The sequence below is a fragment of the Phyllobacterium phragmitis genome, from assembly GCF_002980495.1.
GTDB lineage: Bacteria > Pseudomonadota > Alphaproteobacteria > Rhizobiales > Rhizobiaceae > Paramesorhizobium > Paramesorhizobium phragmitis.
Window position 1 is genome coordinate 22,396 of record NZ_PVBR01000021.1, and the last position, 15,473, is coordinate 37,868.

The 15,473-nt window shown below is 58.7% G+C and carries 13 protein-coding genes; 7 read left to right on the top strand and 6 right to left on the bottom strand.

Annotation, left to right across the window (positions count from 1 at the left end; translation table 11 throughout):
• Nucleotides 1–32 precede the first annotated feature (32 nt).
• The gene (locus tag C5748_RS28310; RefSeq protein ID WP_158259907.1) at nucleotides 33–185 is read left to right on the top strand and encodes a hypothetical protein; all 153 of its coding nucleotides are present in this window, start codon (nucleotides 33–35) and stop codon (nucleotides 183–185) included.
• 153 nt (nucleotides 186–338) lie between these two features.
• Here the strand turns inward: C5748_RS28310 and glnA are convergent, their stop codons facing one another.
• Entirely contained in the window at nucleotides 339–1,748 is a 1,410-nt protein-coding gene (glnA, locus tag C5748_RS21875) for a type I glutamate--ammonia ligase (protein WP_105744330.1), read from the bottom strand.
• Between the two features lie 53 nt (nucleotides 1,749–1,801).
• Nucleotides 1,802–2,140 carry a P-II family nitrogen regulator gene (locus C5748_RS21880; RefSeq protein WP_105744332.1) on the bottom strand — a complete coding sequence of 113 codons (339 nt, stop codon included), beginning with the start codon at nucleotides 2,138–2,140 and terminating at the stop codon, nucleotides 1,802–1,804.
• Between the two features lie 340 nt (nucleotides 2,141–2,480).
• On the opposite strand from C5748_RS21880, the gene C5748_RS21885 reads away from it, so the two are divergent.
• Nucleotides 2,481–3,986: an NAD(P)H-hydrate dehydratase gene (locus C5748_RS21885; protein WP_105744334.1), complete on the top strand. Its 1,506-nt coding sequence runs from the start codon at nucleotides 2,481–2,483 to the stop codon at nucleotides 3,984–3,986.
• 195 nt (nucleotides 3,987–4,181) lie between these two features.
• Here C5748_RS21885 and C5748_RS21890 read toward each other — a convergent pair whose 3' ends face one another.
• On the bottom strand, nucleotides 4,182–4,994 hold the full coding sequence (locus C5748_RS21890) for a DUF72 domain-containing protein (RefSeq protein ID WP_105744336.1): 813 nt from the start codon (nucleotides 4,992–4,994) through the stop codon (nucleotides 4,182–4,184).
• Between the two features lie 14 nt (nucleotides 4,995–5,008).
• On the bottom strand, nucleotides 5,009–7,930 hold the full coding sequence (uvrA, locus tag C5748_RS21895; protein WP_105744338.1) for an excinuclease ABC subunit UvrA: 2,922 nt from the start codon (nucleotides 7,928–7,930) through the stop codon (nucleotides 5,009–5,011).
• An 860-nt stretch (nucleotides 7,931–8,790) separates the two neighbouring features.
• Here uvrA and C5748_RS21900 point away from each other — a divergent pair.
• On the top strand, nucleotides 8,791–9,315 hold the full coding sequence (locus tag C5748_RS21900) for a single-stranded DNA-binding protein (RefSeq protein WP_105744340.1): 525 nt from the start codon (nucleotides 8,791–8,793) through the stop codon (nucleotides 9,313–9,315).
• Between the two features lie 247 nt (nucleotides 9,316–9,562).
• Here the strand turns inward: C5748_RS21900 and C5748_RS21905 are convergent, their stop codons facing one another.
• Entirely contained in the window at nucleotides 9,563–10,192 is a 630-nt protein-coding gene (locus tag C5748_RS21905) for a MarC family protein (RefSeq protein ID WP_105744342.1), read from the bottom strand.
• Nucleotides 10,193–10,635: 443 nt separating this feature from the next.
• Here C5748_RS21905 and gyrA point away from each other — a divergent pair, with 443 nt between their 5' ends.
• Nucleotides 10,636–13,383, top strand: coding sequence for a DNA gyrase subunit A (gene gyrA, locus C5748_RS21910; protein WP_245581920.1), 2,748 nt, complete (start codon nucleotides 10,636–10,638; stop codon nucleotides 13,381–13,383).
• A 74-nt stretch (nucleotides 13,384–13,457) separates the two neighbouring features.
• Here gyrA and C5748_RS28635 read toward each other — a convergent pair whose 3' ends face one another.
• Nucleotides 13,458–13,604: a hypothetical protein gene (locus tag C5748_RS28635; protein WP_199194870.1), complete on the bottom strand. Its 147-nt coding sequence runs from the start codon at nucleotides 13,602–13,604 to the stop codon at nucleotides 13,458–13,460.
• A gap of 197 nt (nucleotides 13,605–13,801) precedes the next feature.
• Between C5748_RS28635 and coaD the strand changes: the two genes are divergently transcribed.
• The 3 genes from coaD to C5748_RS21925 are packed head-to-tail and all read left to right on the top strand — an operon-like array spanning nucleotide 13,802 to nucleotide 15,461.
• Nucleotides 13,802–14,296 (top strand): pantetheine-phosphate adenylyltransferase, encoded by a 495-nt coding sequence (gene coaD / locus C5748_RS21915; protein ID WP_105744346.1) that lies wholly within the window; start codon nucleotides 13,802–13,804, stop codon nucleotides 14,294–14,296.
• A 14-nt stretch (nucleotides 14,297–14,310) separates the two neighbouring features.
• Entirely contained in the window at nucleotides 14,311–14,901 is a 591-nt protein-coding gene (locus C5748_RS21920; RefSeq protein ID WP_105744441.1) for a peptidylprolyl isomerase, read from the top strand.
• Nucleotides 14,902–14,954: 53 nt separating this feature from the next.
• Nucleotides 14,955–15,461 (top strand): peptidylprolyl isomerase, encoded by a 507-nt coding sequence (locus C5748_RS21925; protein ID WP_105744348.1) that lies wholly within the window; start codon nucleotides 14,955–14,957, stop codon nucleotides 15,459–15,461.
• The last annotated feature ends 12 nt before the right edge of the window (nucleotides 15,462–15,473 follow it).

A 15,473-nucleotide genomic window follows, 5' to 3' on the forward strand; every position in this document is an offset into this window, starting at 1 on the left:
TCGCGACAATATCCGAGGGAGGAATTTGTCCGATGTCCCGTCTTTCCATTTGTCTGGCTTTGGCGTTCGTTATGGCGCTGCTGATCGCGGCTGGACGCTCCGGCAACACTCCGCAAGGCGGACAGCTTCTTACCAAAGCGCCTGCCGAGCTTACAACAGGCTCGATTTCTCCCAGCAAGAAGTAGAGCAAGTCCACGAAAAACGGGAACTGGTTTTCCCGGGATAAATAGGAACTTTTTCCGTCCGGACTTGCGTGAAAACTAAAACCAAATCGCAACGCCCCCAAACAAAAACCCCGGCAAAAAAAGCCGGGGTTTTCTTTATCAGGTGATCGGTGATCAGACCGAGTAGTACATGTCGTATTCGACCGGATGCGGCGTCGTTTCGTAACGCAGCGTTTCGGCCATCTTCAGTTCGATGAAGGCATCGATCTGGTCGTCGTCGAAGACGCCGCCGGCCTTCAGGAAGGCGCGATCCTTGTCGAGGCTCTGCAATGCTTCGCGCAAGCTGCCGCAAACCGTCGGGATCTTCTTCAGCTCCTTCGTCGGCAGGTCATAAAGATCCTTGTCCATCGGTTGACCCGGATGGATCTTGTTCTTGATGCCGTCGAGGCCAGCCATCAGCAGGGCCGCGAAGCCGAGATAGGGGTTTGCCGACGGATCGGGGAAACGGATCTCGACGCGCTTCGACTTCGGCGATGAGCCGAAAGGAATACGGCAGGAAGCCGAACGGTTGCGCGCGGAATAGGCGAGCAGCACAGGCGCTTCATAACCCGGGACCAGACGCTTGTAGGAATTGGTCGACGGATTGGTGAAAGCGTTTATCGCCTTGGCATGCTTGATGATGCCACCGATGAAGAACAGGCAGGATTCGGAAAGGCCTGCATATTCGTTTCCGGCGAAGGTCGGCTTGCCGTCCTTCCAGATCGACATGTGGACGTGCATGCCCGAACCATTGTCGCCGAAGACCGGCTTCGGCATGAAGGTCGCCGTCTTGCCATAGGCATTGGCCACCTGGTGCACGACATATTTGTAGATCTGCATCTTGTCGGCGTTGCGCACCATCGAGTCGAACATGAGACCGAGCTCGTGCTGGGCGGCAGCCACCTCATGGTGATGCTTTTCGACCGTCACACCCATTTCGGTGAGGACGGTGAGCATTTCCGAACGCATGTCCTGGGCGGAATCAATCGGCGGGACCGGGAAATAGCCGCCCTTGGTGCGCGGACGGTGGCCGAGATTGCCCGTCTCATAGTCGGTGTCGTCGTTCGACGGCAGTTCGGTCGAGTCGAGCTTGAAGCCTGTGTTGTACGGATCGGCCTTGTACTTGACGTCGTCGAAGACGAAGAATTCGGCTTCCGGACCGACGAAGATCGTGTCGCCGATGCCGAGCGACTTCAGATAGGCTTCAGCCTTCTTGGCCGTGCCGCGCGGATCGCGATTGTAGGATTCGCCGGAAATCGGATCGAGAATGTCGCAGATTACGACCAGCGTGGACTGGGCGAAGAACGGGTCGATATGGGCCGTCTCGACATCGGGCATCAGCACCATGTCGGATTCATTGATGGCTTTCCAGCCGCCGATCGAGGAGCCGTCGAACATCACGCCGTCGGCAAACATGTCTTCGTCGACAATGCCGACGTCCATCGTCACATGTTGCAGTTTGCCCTTCGGATCCGTGAAGCGGAGATCAACGAACTTTACGTCATTGTCCTTGATCTGTTTGAGAATGTCATTAGCAGTCGTCATATCAATTTTCCCTATTACACGACGATGGATGGTGTGCGTGAGGCGTGGCCAAGTCAGATCGCATCGATGCCGGATTCACCGGTGCGGATGCGAACGACTTCTTCAATGTTGGAAACAAAGATCTTTCCGTCGCCGATCCGGCCGGTCTGCGCGGCTTTGCGAATTGCTTCGATTGCCGCTTCGACGGATTCGTCGCCCAGAACAACTTCCACCTTCACCTTCGGCAGAAAGTCTACGACATATTCGGCCCCGCGATAAAGTTCCGTATGGCCTTTTTGCCGCCCGAAACCCTTGGCCTCGGTAACTGTGATGCCCTGAAGCCCGACTTCCTGAAGTGCTTCCTTCACTTCATCGAGCTTGAATGGTTTGATGATGGCTTCGATCTTTTTCATCAGAGAACGGACTCCGCTTTCCCTTGGGAAACGGACCTCGTGCCCGTTTCGCCCTACTGAAAGCATGAATTGTGCCAAGTCAGGAAGATTTTCCCGGCTTGGCGATTTATCTGTGCGGGCGGCGAAAACCGGTAGAAATGCGCCATGCCACTCGGGATGCGTAAGAGCCGCATCCAATCTTAAGCAGGTCCGCAATGTCGGAGTGGCTTTAGAATGAATAAAATATATGCAGAATGCATAAATAATGAACATGACCTCCGTCCATCTCTACGGCATCGGCCTGAAAATCAGCATCTGTTTAACCCGCGTCCCTACATGTCCAAATTGAAGGCAGATCACCATGCATGAGCTTCTGACACCACGGGAAATGGGCGAGGCGGACAGGTTGGCTATCGCCGCAGGGCCTTATGACGGCTATGCGCTGATGCGGAATGCCGGTGTGTCCATCGTCGGTGCGCTCCTCGAGCGCTTTCCGGATGCAGGCCGGATCGCTGTCCTCTGCGGCCCGGGGAACAATGGCGGGGACGGTTATGTCGCCGCGAAGCTTCTAAGTGAAACCGGGTTGGCTGTGGCCTGCTTCCGCAACCACGCTCCGCGCGAGAACAGCGCCGCGTTTCTGGCTGCGGCCGATTATGAAGGCCCGGTTCATTCGCTGGAAGATTTCGCCGCCAGCGAGTTCGACCTCATCATTGATGCATTCTACGGGGCAGGACTGGCGCGCTCGATCGAAGGCATCGAGCGGTCGATTATCGATGCGGTGAATGCCGCAAACGTGCCGGTGGTCTCTGTCGATCTGCCGAGCGGCATTTCCGGTGCGAGCGGGGCCACGCTGGGAGCAGCCTTCAAAGCCATTTTGACCGTCACGTTCTTCCGCAAGAAGCCCGGTCATGTATTGCAGCCGGGGCGGGATCGCTGCGGCGAGATTTTGGTGACGGATATCGGCATCGGAGAACGTGTCCTTGATGCGATCGCGCCGCAATGCTTCGAGAACACGCCACATCTCTGGCATCAGGCGTTTCCGACGCTATCCGCCGATATCCATAAATACCGGCGCGGGCACGCAGTAATCTTTTCCGGCGGCCTCACGGCAACGGGCGCAACGCGGCTTTCCGCAAGGGCTGCGGCGCGCATCGGGGCAGGGGCGGTCACCGTCCTGTCTCCGCCGGACGCATTGCTCGTCCATGCCGCGCATCTGACCAGCATCATGCTGCGCAGGACGGAAGCGGTCGCCGATGCCGTGAATTTCATCAGGGAGCGCAAGGTCTTTTCCGCCGTGCTCGGCCCGGGCTTTGGCGATTTCGCGCGCATCCGCGAGCTCGTTCCGGCATTGCTCGACAAATGCGAAACCGGGGAGGCCTTCAAAGGGCTTGTGCTTGACGCCGATGCGTTGACGGCGTTCGAGGACGATCCGGATCAGCTGTTTCGCGCCGCCGGAGAAACGGATGCCAATGCGCTGGTGCTGACGCCGCATGAAGGCGAATTCCACCGCCTGTTCGGCACCATCGGCGCAGATCAGGCATTGTCGAAACTGGAAAAGGCGCGGCACGCATCGAAGCGTGCCAACGCGATCATCATCTATAAGGGGCCGGATACGGTCATCGCCGCACCCGACGGCAGGGCGGCGATCAACACCAATGCCACGCCGCTTCTGGCTACGGCCGGATCGGGTGACGTGCTGGCGGGCATGGTCAGCGGAATGCTTGCGCAGCGCATGCCGACCTTCGAAGCCGCTGCAGCAGCCGTATGGCTCCATGCCGATGCGGCAAAACGGTTCGGTCCCGGACTGATTGCTGAGGATTTGCCAGAAATGTTGCCGGAGGTATTGGCTGATCTGGGATTGGGCTGAAGTCTTTTACTTTCAGCTGGAAGAGCTATGCCTATGTGCTGGCACTCTCTTACGAAAACTTATTTCCGCAGTGGTCGTGGCAACGTCGAAGCATGGTTTCCTGTGACAAGCACAGGAATCCATGCTTCGACGTTGCCGCTACACTGTGGTGTGGAATAATTCAAAATCCGGCGTTTTCGTCAAGTTGGAAACCGATCAATCCCCTTCCGCAACGCGCTCCATCAGCGCCCTTGCTGCGTTGGGCGCGCGGACCTTGCCCTCGTGAATGAAATAGACGAAGATATCGCGCGGCTCCTTGGGTGCCGGGTGGTCCGGATCGGCATAGGGAAGATCATCCGGCTGACCGCCCTCGACCCAGATTTTCGCCCGCGCAGCCCAGCGGTCGAGCGCCTCCACCGCATAACCGGTGGCGATCTCATCTTTACCCTTCTGCAACCTGGCGTAGACGAAATCAGTGGTGATGTCGGCGATCTCAGGATATTCGAAATGCTCGGCATAGGTGATGGCGACGCCATATTTGCGGGCGAGCGCGACGAATTCCGGTGTACCAAATGAGGGATGTCGGACCTCGACCGTATGACGCAGTCTCACGCCGTCCTGCTTCTCCGGCAGCAACGCCAGAAAGGCGCCGAAATCCTCCGGGTCGAACTTCTTGGTCGGCGCGAATTGCCAGAGGATCGGCCCGAGATGGGACCCGAGCTCCGTGATGCCCTGCGTCACGAAACGCTCGATCGATTCACCCGCTTCCGCCAGGACGCGGCGGTTGGTGACGAAACGGTTTCCCTTCAGCGAAAAGACAAAACCCTCCGGCACATCGCCTGCCCATTTGGCGAAGGTCGCAGGCTTCTGCGAGCCGTAATAGGTGCCGTTGATCTCGATCGTCGCAAGCTGTCGGCTGGCATAGTGCAGTTCTTTGGCCTTCGTCAGCCCCTCGGGATAGAAGCTGCCGCGCCACGGCTCGAATATCCAGCCGCCGATGCCCGCCCGTATCGCGCCGTTTGTTGCCATAGCAGAAGGCCTCCTTATTCCGCTGCTTCCGCCTTGCGCTTCGGGCGTCGCTCCAGAAGCCCCTTGAGGAACTGTCCGGTGTAGGACCGTGGCTCCCCGGCGATGTCTTCCGGCCTGCCGACGGCAACGATCTCGCCGCCGCCATCGCCGCCTTCGGGGCCAAGATCGATCACCCAGTCGGCCGTTTTGATGACCTCCAGATTATGCTCGATCACCACCACCGTATTGCCCTGGTCGACCAGCTCGTGCAGCACTTCCAGAAGTTTGGCCACGTCATGGAAGTGCAGGCCGGTCGTCGGCTCGTCGAGGATATAGAGCGTGCGCCCGGTCGCCTTGCGCGACAATTCCTTGGCGAGCTTGACGCGCTGCGCCTCGCCGCCCGAGAGCGTCGTCGCCTGCTGGCCGACCTTGATATAGCCGAGGCCGACCATGTTGAGCGTCTCGAGCTTGTCGCGCACGGCGGGAACGGCGGCGAAGAATTCCGCGCCTTCCTCCACCGTCATGTCGAGCACATCGGCGATCGATTTGCCCTTGAACAGCACGTCGAGCGTCTCGCGATTGTAGCGCTTGCCGTGGCAGACGTCGCAGGTCACGTAGACATCGGGCAGGAAGTGCATCTCGATCTTGATGACGCCGTCGCCCTGGCAGGCCTCGCAGCGCCCGCCTTTGACGTTGAAGGAGAAGCGGCCTGGCTGATAGCCCCGCGCCTTGGCCTCCGGCAGGCCGGCGAACCAGTCGCGTATCGGGGTGAAGGCGCCGGTATAGGTGGCCGGGTTGGAGCGCGGTGTCCGTCCGATCGGCGACTGGTCGATATCGATGACCTTGTCGAGATATTCCAGCCCGTCGATCCGGTCGTGCTCGGCGGGATGCTCGCGCGAGCCCATGATGCGGCGCGAAGCCGCCTTGAACAGCGTTTCGATCAGGAAGGTCGATTTGCCGCCGCCGGAAACGCCGGTCACGCAGGTAAAGGTCCCGAGCGGTATGTCGGCCGAGACGTTCTTCAGATTGTTGCCGCGCGCCCCGACCACCTTGACGCGTTTGGACTGGGAGATCGGGCGCCGCTCGGCCGGAACCGCGACTTCCCGGGAGCCAGAGAGATATTGCCCTGTCAGCGATTTGGGGCTCGCCATGATCTCGTCGGGCGTGCCTTCGGCGATGATGTGGCCGCCATGAATGCCGGCGGCCGGTCCGATATCGACCACGTAATCGGCCGTCAGGATCGCGTCCTCGTCATGTTCGACCACGATGACCGTATTACCGAGGTCGCGCAGATGGCGCAGCGTGTCGAGAAGCCGTGCATTGTCGCGCTGATGCAGGCCGATCGACGGCTCGTCCAGTACGTAAAGCACGCCGGTCAGTCCCGAGCCGATCTGCGAGGCAAGCCGGATGCGCTGGCTCTCGCCGCCCGAAAGCGTGCCGGAATTGCGCGACAAGGTCAGGTAATCGAGCCCGACATCGTTGAGAAAGCGCAGACGCTCGCGGATTTCCTTGAGAATGCGCGCTGCGATTTCCCTGTGCTTTTCGTTGAGTGTAGCGTCGATATCGCGGAACCACGCATCCGCGTTGCGGATCGACATTGCCGTGATCTGGCCGATATGCAGCCCACCGATCTTGATGGCGAGCGCTTCGGGTTTGAGGCGATAGCCGTTGCAGGCGGGGCAGGGCGTCGACGACATGAAGCGCTCGATCTCCTCGCGCGACCATGCAGAATCGGTCTCTTTCCAGCGCCGTTCCAGATTGGGAATGACACCCTCGAACGACTTGGTGGTCTTGTAGGAGCGCAAGCCATCATCATAGGAAAAGACGATTTCCTTCGAGCCGGTGCCTTGCAGAATGGCCTGCTGTGCCGTTTCAGGCAGATCGCGCCAGCGGTCGCCGATCTTGAACCCGTAGGTTGCGCCAAGCGCCTCCAGCGTCTGGTTGTAATAGGGCGAGCTCGACCGGGCCCATGGCGCGATCGCGCCTTCGCGCAGCGTCACGCTCTCATCCGGTATGATCAGATTGGGATCGATGGCCTGCTGCGTGCCGAGGCCGTCACAGGTCGGGCAGGCGCCGAACGGATTGTTGAAGGAAAAAAGCCGCGGTTCGATCTCGGAAATCGTGAAGCCCGAGACGGGGCAGGCGAATTTCTCCGAGAACAGCAGGCGTTCATGCGTCTCGTTCTTCGATTTGTTGGCGGATTCGCTCGCCGTCTCGGCTGCGGGAAGCGGCTTGTCCGCGAACTCGGCGATCGCCAGCCCATCGGCCAGCTTCAGGCATGTTTCCAGGCTATCGGCCAGCCGCGAGGCGAGATCGGGACGCACCACGACGCGATCGACCACCACGTCGATATCATGCTTGTATTTCTTGTCGAGCGTCGGCACCTCGCCGATCTCGTAGAAAACGCCATCGACCTTGACGCGCTGGAAACCCTTCTTCTGGAGTTCCGCCAGTTCCTTGCGATATTCGCCCTTGCGCCCGCGCACCATGGGCGCGGTGATGTAGAGCCGCGTGCCTTCCTCGATCGCCAGGACCCGGTCGACCATCTGGCTGATCGTCTGGCTCTCGATCGGCAGGCCCGTCGCCGGCGAATAGGGGATGCCGACGCGCGCGAAGAGCAGGCGCATGTAATCATAGATCTCGGTGACGGTGCCGACGGTGGAGCGGGGATTGCGGCTCGTCGTCTTCTGCTCGATGGAAATAGCCGGAGAAAGCCCGTCGATCTGGTCGACATCCGGCTTCTGCATCATCTCGAGAAACTGCCGCGCATAGGCCGACAGGCTTTCGACATAGCGGCGCTGGCCCTCCGCATAGATCGTGTCGAAGGCAAGCGAGGACTTGCCTGAACCGGACAGGCCCGTCATGACGATGAGCTTGTCACGCGGCAGGTCGAGATCGACATTTTTCAGATTGTGTTCGCGAGCACCGCGTATGGAAATGTATTTCTGATCGCTCATTCGCGCCCTGCCATCCTGTCATCCGCGAAAAATCACCCGCGGTATCCGGTTCGCACAACCGGTGCCGCTTCGCATCGAAGCATGATCCTGAAACGCGGGAGAAGCATTCCCGGATCATGTGTAGGTTTTAATTGTCAGACCGCCCCTGTGCGTCCATGCGCACTTGGCGCTCTCATGGAAATTGTCTTCTCCAGGATGAGCCCGCAGCTTCACTCCTGAAGACATCAATTCTTAGCATCGGAACAAACATCGAACAACCGCTCCTTCAAATAAGCGATGAGAAATGTGAAGACAAGGTCGTTGACGAACGCTCCTGACAAGAGCAGAATCCCAACGTTCGATGGCAGGCAACGGATGATGATGTACGGACGAGCAATCATTGTCGAGAAGTCTGCCGGTCGTGCAGAAAGCCAACTGGCAGGGAGAGGAGCATGAGTCCACCTGATAGTTCGCCTAAAGCTTCTTGATATGAAGTCACAACCGGTCAGTACACGCCCTCAATGACGGCCCGTGGGCTGATTGCCGAAAATTTGAATATCATGCAAAGGAAACGAATGCGGAATGCAGGAGAGTTTCCTTATTGCTTGCCGGTGAATAACTACCGGCAAAAAGGGTGAACCCCAAAAAGAGCCCCGCGCGCCATGGATAGAAGAGCGGCGGGGCTATCTCGTGTAGGTGCCCGAGTTCCTGCGAAATAGCCATGAAACGGCATGTTACGCTTGCATTTTGCTGAAAATCGACTAGAACAAATAAAGAACAATAACTCTGTGGATAGTCGCGGCTAATTTTCCATACGGATGCGCGCCACACGCTTTGCTCCTGTATGGTATCGGCCAAACACAGTAATTGGAGTGCGTTTCATGGCAGGCAGCGTCAACAAGGTCATTCTCGTCGGTAATCTCGGAGCTGACCCGGAAATCCGGCGTTTGAATTCCGGCGATCCGGTGGTCAATCTGCGCATCGCCACCTCCGAAACCTGGCGCGACAAGCAGTCGGGCGAGCGCAAGGAAAAGACCGAATGGCATAACGTTGTCATCTTCAACGATAATCTGGCCAAGGTGGCCGAGCAATATCTGAAGAAGGGCGCAAAAGTCTATCTGGAAGGTTCGCTGCAGACACGCAAATGGCAGGACCAGACCGGCAATGACCGCTACACGACGGAAATCGTGCTGCAGAAATTCCGTGGCGAATTGCAGATGCTCGATTCACGCGGCGAAGGCGGCGGTAGCGGCAGGTCCTTCGAGAGCGGCGGACGCAGCAACAACCAGATGTCCGATCAGGGCGGTGGAGATTTCGGGCGCTCCAATCCTTCATCGGGTGGTGGTAATGCCGGTGCCGGTGGCGGCGGTTTCTCCCGTGATCTGGATGATGAGATTCCGTTTTGAGTCGGGGCGGATTGCATACGATCTGAACTTGGCGCGGATACCCCTCATCCGACCTCGCTTTGCGAGGCCACCTTCTCCCACAAGGGGAGAAGGAAGAAGCGTTGTACATGCGTGACCGCCAAACGCCGACCTTTGCGATTGACACCTACATTCATGCAGCCCTCCCTTCTCCCCTTGTGGGAGAAGGTGGCCGCGAAGCGGTCGGATGATGGGTGCTGCGCGAGACGAGTCGGAGGGGGCGCCCCATTCACCCCGCCACCAGCGCCTTCACGCCATCGGCAACGAACTGGACGGCAAGTGCGGCCAGGATGACGCCCAGGAGGCGGGTGAGGATGGAGCGTCCGGTTTCGCCGAGAAAGCCGTCAACCCGTTCGGCCAGCAGGAAGACCAGATAGGAAAGCACGATGCAGGCGAGGATGATGAGGATCAGCACCAGCCGCGATGTCGTGTCGTAGAAGGAGCCGCCGAGCAGGATCGTGGCGGAAATCGCGCCGGGGCCTGCGATCAGCGGAATGGCCAGCGGAAAAGCCGCGATATTGCGGATATGATCGCGCGTGATCGCCACTTTGGCGCTTTTTTCGTGCCGTTCATGGCGGCGCTCAAAAATCATCTCGAAGGCGATCCAGAAAAGCAGCATGCCGCCGGCGACGCGGAATGCGCCGATCGTAATGCCGAACACGCCCAGTATCTGCGCGCCGGCAATGGCGAACAGCGTCAGCACGCCGAATGCGATGATGCTCGAGCGTATCGCCACCTGGCTGCGTTCCTGCCGGTTCATTCCGGTCGTCAGCGCCAGAAACAACGGTGCGAGGCCAGGCGGATCAATGGTGACGAGCAGCGTGACGAAGGCGTTGAAGAGATTATCGTAAGAGCCCATCGGGTGCCGTTTTTCTCGAGTTCCGGTTGCGCGAGTTTAGAAAACCTCCTGCATAATTCCTTAAATCCGTTTCTGTGCAAGAACGATGCGGCATTTCAAGGCGCTGCGGCGGTTTTGTGAAGCTGCTTTTGGGCGGTTGTTCGGCGTTCCGTCAATCTCCTCGAAGGGATGTCACTCCGGCGAGCAGGGACGTACGTGTCGGCAATCGTGGCACGATTGTGGCCTGTGATTCGAGCGCTTTGGGGAAATATTTCTATCGCATTGAAATCTAAGGATAATTATAGCCTATTAAAACGTCTCCAGATTGGTATTTTCAAGCGATTTCCGCTATAAGATGCAGCATCGATTCTTCCATGAAAGACCTTTGAACAGTGTCAGATCAAACTCCGCCGCCCGGTCCTCAAGATCCCAACGGCATTGAGCCGATTTCCATTGTCGAGGAAATGCAGCGTTCCTATCTCGATTACGCGATGAGCGTGATCGTGAGCCGCGCGCTTCCCGATGTGCGTGATGGTCTCAAGCCGGTTCATCGTCGCATCCTTCACGCCATGAACGAGATGGGACTTTCCTGGAACCGCTCCTACCGTAAGTCTGCCGGTGTCGTCGGCGAGGTGATGGGTAAATATCATCCGCATGGCGACTCCTCGATCTATGACGCGCTGGTGCGCATGGCGCAGGATTTCTCGCTGCGCGACCCGCTGATCGACGGGCAGGGCAATTTCGGTTCCATCGATGGCGATCCTCCGGCGGCCATGCGTTATACCGAGTGCCGCTTGGAGAAGGTTTCCGAGGCGCTGCTCGAGGATATCGACAAGGAAACGGTCGATTTCCAGGATAATTATGACGGGCGCGAAAAAGAACCGATGGTTCTGCCCGCCCGGTTTCCGAACCTTCTGGTCAACGGATCGGGCGGTATCGCCGTCGGCATGGCGACCAATATTCCGCCGCATAATCTGCGCGAGATCATCGATGGCTGCATGGCGCTGATCGATAATCCCGCGATCGAATTGCCCGAGCTGATGGAGATCATTCCGGGGCCGGATTTTCCGACCGGCGGTATCGTCCTCGGCCGTGCCGGTATCCATTCCGCCTACAGCACTGGGCGCGGCTCGATCGTCATGCGCGGACGCGTCAAGATCGAACCCATGCGGGGCGATCGCGAGGCCATCGTCATCACCGAGGTGCCATACCAGGTGAACAAGGCGACGATGATCGAGAAAATGGCCGAGCTGGTGCGCGACAAGCGCATCGAGGGCATTTCCGATCTACGCGATGAATCCGACCGGGACGGCTATCGCGTCGTGGTTGAGTTGAAGCGCGATGTGGTTGCCGATGTCGTACTCAACCAGCTCTATCGTTTCACGCCGCTTCAAAGCTCCTTCGGCGCCAATGTGGTGGCGCTCAACGGCGGAAAGCCGGAGCAGTTGACGCTGATCGACATGCTGCGCGCCTTTGTCGCCTTCCGCGAGGAAGTCGTCAGCCGCCGCACCAAATTCCTGCTGCGCAAGGCACGCGACCGGGCGCATGTTTTGGTCGGTCTGGCAATCGCCGTCGCCAATATCGATGAAATCATCAACCTCATCCGCCATGCTCCCGATCCGGCGACGGCGCGCGAGCAGTTGATGGAGCGCCGCTGGCCCGCGATGGACGTTGCGCCGCTGGTCGCACTGATCGACGATCCGCGCCATGCGCTGAACGACGACGGCACCTATAATCTGTCCGAGGAGCAGGCGCGCGCCATTCTCGATCTGCGTCTCCAGCGCCTGACGGCGCTTGGCCGTGATGAGATTGCCGACGAACTGAACAAGATCGGCGAGGAAATTCGCGATTATCTCGATATTCTCGCCTCGCGCATCCGGATCATGAATATCGTCAAGGACGAGCTCATCGCCATTCGTGATGAGTTCGGCACGCCACGCCGCACCGAGCTCACCGAGGGCGGTCCGGATATGGAAGACGAGGACCTGATCGCTCGCGAGGACATGGTCGTTACCGTCAGCCATGCCGGCTATATCAAGCGTGTTCCGCTCGCCACCTATCGCGCCCAGCGGCGCGGCGGCAAGGGCCGGTCGGGCATGGCGACGCGGGAAGAGGATTTCGTCACTCGGCTCTTCGTGGCCAGCACGCACACGCCGGTTCTGTTCTTTTCCTCACGCGGCATCGTCTACAAGGAAAAGGTCTGGCGCCTGCCTATCGGCACGCCGCAGTCGCGCGGCAAGGCGCTCATCAACATGCTGCCGCTCGAACAGGGCGAGCGCATCACCACCATCATGCCATTGCCGGAGGATGAGGCGAGCTGGGCCGAACTCGACGTCATGTTCGCCACGACGCGCGGCACGGTACGCCGCAACAAGCTCTCCGATTTCATCCAGGTCAACCGCAACGGCAAGATCGCAATGAAGCTCGAGGATGAGGGCGACGAGATTCTTTCCGTCGATACCTGTACAGAACATGACGACGTACTCCTGACCGCGGCTGGTGGCCAATGTATCCGCTTCCCCGTGACCGATGTGCGCGTGTTCGCCGGACGCAATTCGATCGGCGTGCGCGGCATCAACCTCGCCGAAGGCGACCGCATCATATCGATGGCGATCCTGCGACACGTCGATGCGGCACCTGCCGAACGGGCTGGCTACCTCAAACGCTCCATTGCCGAGCGGCGTGCACAGGGTGCGGAGGATGCAGAGGACATCACCGTAGTCGGCGAGGAAATCAATGGCGAGGCCGAATTGAGCGAGGAACGCTATGCGGAACTTCGCGACCGCGAGCAGACCGTTCTGACCGTCAGTGAATATGGCTACGGCAAACGCTCATCTTCCTACGAGTTCCGCATTTCCGGCCGAGGTGGCAAAGGTATCCGCGCAACCGATACGTCGAAGACCGACGAGATCGGCAAGCTCATCGCCCTTTTCCCGGTCGAGCCGAAGGATCAGATTCTGCTTGTTTCCGATGGTGGTCAGCTGATCCGTGTGCCGGTCGGCGGCATCCGGATAGCCGGCCGCTCGACCAAGGGTGTGACGATCTTCAATACCGCCGATGGTGAGAGGGTCGTCTCTGTCGAGCGTATCTCCGAATCGGAAAACGAGGAGGCGGCGGGAGAAAGCGATGCATTGGAGGAAAACGGTGAAATCCCTGATTCCACGTCGGCTTCCGACGTGCCCGCATCTGACGGAACGCCTACCGAGGAATAATGATGAATAAAATGAAAGGCGGCGCGCGAACGCACCGCCTTTCAACCTTGGCTGGAGGGCCGAGTAAAACTCTATCAGCCGCGCGGCAGGCGGCGCATGCTGTGAATATCGAAAGTCGGTTCCGCAAGCCTCTGCCGCGCGGCTTTTTCCTCCACCAGCAGGATGATTGTCGAAACGGCCATTGCGACCATCATGGACAGCGCGAGAAGAAATATCATCATTGGAACGTCCTTTCGCTTTCGCAGTCATTACGCCTGAGCGCAAAAAAGGTTGCGTCATCGTTTTCACATACTGTCGGATATGCGCTGAATTCCTGCTGAAGCCTTCGTTCATCTTGAGTTCATAAAATTTGTCCAGCCGCTTGGGCCCCGCGAATTGCGGCATTGAAACCCTCCGTCAAACGCGTTACGGCAGACATATGACCATCGCTATCTATGCCGGATCCTTCGATCCCGTGACCAACGGCCATATCGACGTTCTGAAAGGTGCGCTGCGCCTTGCGGATGAAGTTATCGTGGCCATTGGCATTCATCCGGGCAAGAAGCCGCTGTTTTCATTCGAAGAACGTGTCGAACTCATCGGTAAGGTCGGCAAGGTGATTTTCGGTGCCGACGCGGCACGCACCCGCGTTGTGTCTTTCGACAGGCTCGTCATCGATGCGGCGAGGCAACATGGCGCCTCGCTCCTGGTGCGTGGTTTGCGCGATGGAACGGATCTCGATTACGAGATGCAGATGGCCGGCATGAATGGCACCATGGCGCCGGAATTGCAGACGGTGTTCCTGCCGGCCGACCCCGCCGTCCGTACCATTACTGCCACATTGGTCCGTCAGATCGCATCGATGGGCGGCGATATCGGTCCTTTCGTTCCGGCGGTCGTTGCCGAAGCGTTGAAATCCAAATTCAAATCCTGATGGAGAAAATTTCCATGTCGATGTTTCGTACGGCTTTTGCCGCGATCGCCGTTCTCGCATTTTCGCTGACGGCATCCTTGTCAGCGCGTGCCGCCGATCCGGAGAATACGCTGGTCCTGACTTTGAAGGATGGGGATGTGGTGATCGCGCTGCGCCCTGACCTGGCCCCCAAGCATGTCGCCCAGATCAAGGCGCTGGTACGCGAGGGCGCCTATGATCACGTCGCCTTCCATCGCGTCATTCCCGGCTTCATGGCGCAGACCGGCGATGTGCAATATGGCAATTCCACTAAGGGATTCGATGCGGCCCGCGTCGGAACCGGCGGATCGAGCAAGGCCGACCTGCCTGCCGAATTTTCCAAAGAGCCTTTTGTTCGTGGCACTGTCGGCATGGCCCGCTCCGCCAATCCCGATTCGGCCAATTCGCAGTTTTTCATCATGTTCGGTGACGGCGCGTTCCTGAACGGCCAATATACGGTTGTCGGCCAGGTCGTCAGCGGTATGGACGTCGTCGACAAGATCAAGAAGGGCGATGAGGCCAACAATGGCGCGGTCAAGGATCCCGATGAGATCGTCAAGGCCGTCATTCAGGCCGACAAGAAATAACCCCTTAGGGGTACCAAAGAAACGACCCAATAATCATACCAAGGAGGCCCGAGATGGCTTACAAAGACCCGGAAAACACGCTCGTCCTGGAAACCACCAAGGGCCAGGTCGTCATCGAACTCTATCCCGATCTGGCTCCCGACCACGTCGCCCGCGTCAAGGAACTGGCGCGTGAAAATGCCTATGACGGTGTTGTCTTTCATCGCGTCATCGATGGCTTTATGGCCCAGACCGGTGACGTGCAGTACGGCAAGACCGGAGGCGCAAGCTTCAATCCGGCCCGCGCCGGTATGGGTGGTTCCGACAAGCCCGACCTCAAGGCGGAATTTTCCAATGTGAACCACAAGCGCGGCACATGCTCGATGGCGCGCAGCCAGAACCCGAACTCGGCCAATTCGCAGTTCTTCATCTGCTTTGCCGATGCGCCGTGGCTCGATCGGCAATATTCCGTTTGGGGCCAGGTGATCGAAGGCATGGATAATATCGACAATGTCAAGAAGGGCGAGCCGGTGGCCGACCCTGATTCGATCGTATCGGCACGCATCGCCGCCGATCTCTAAGGCTCGTTATCC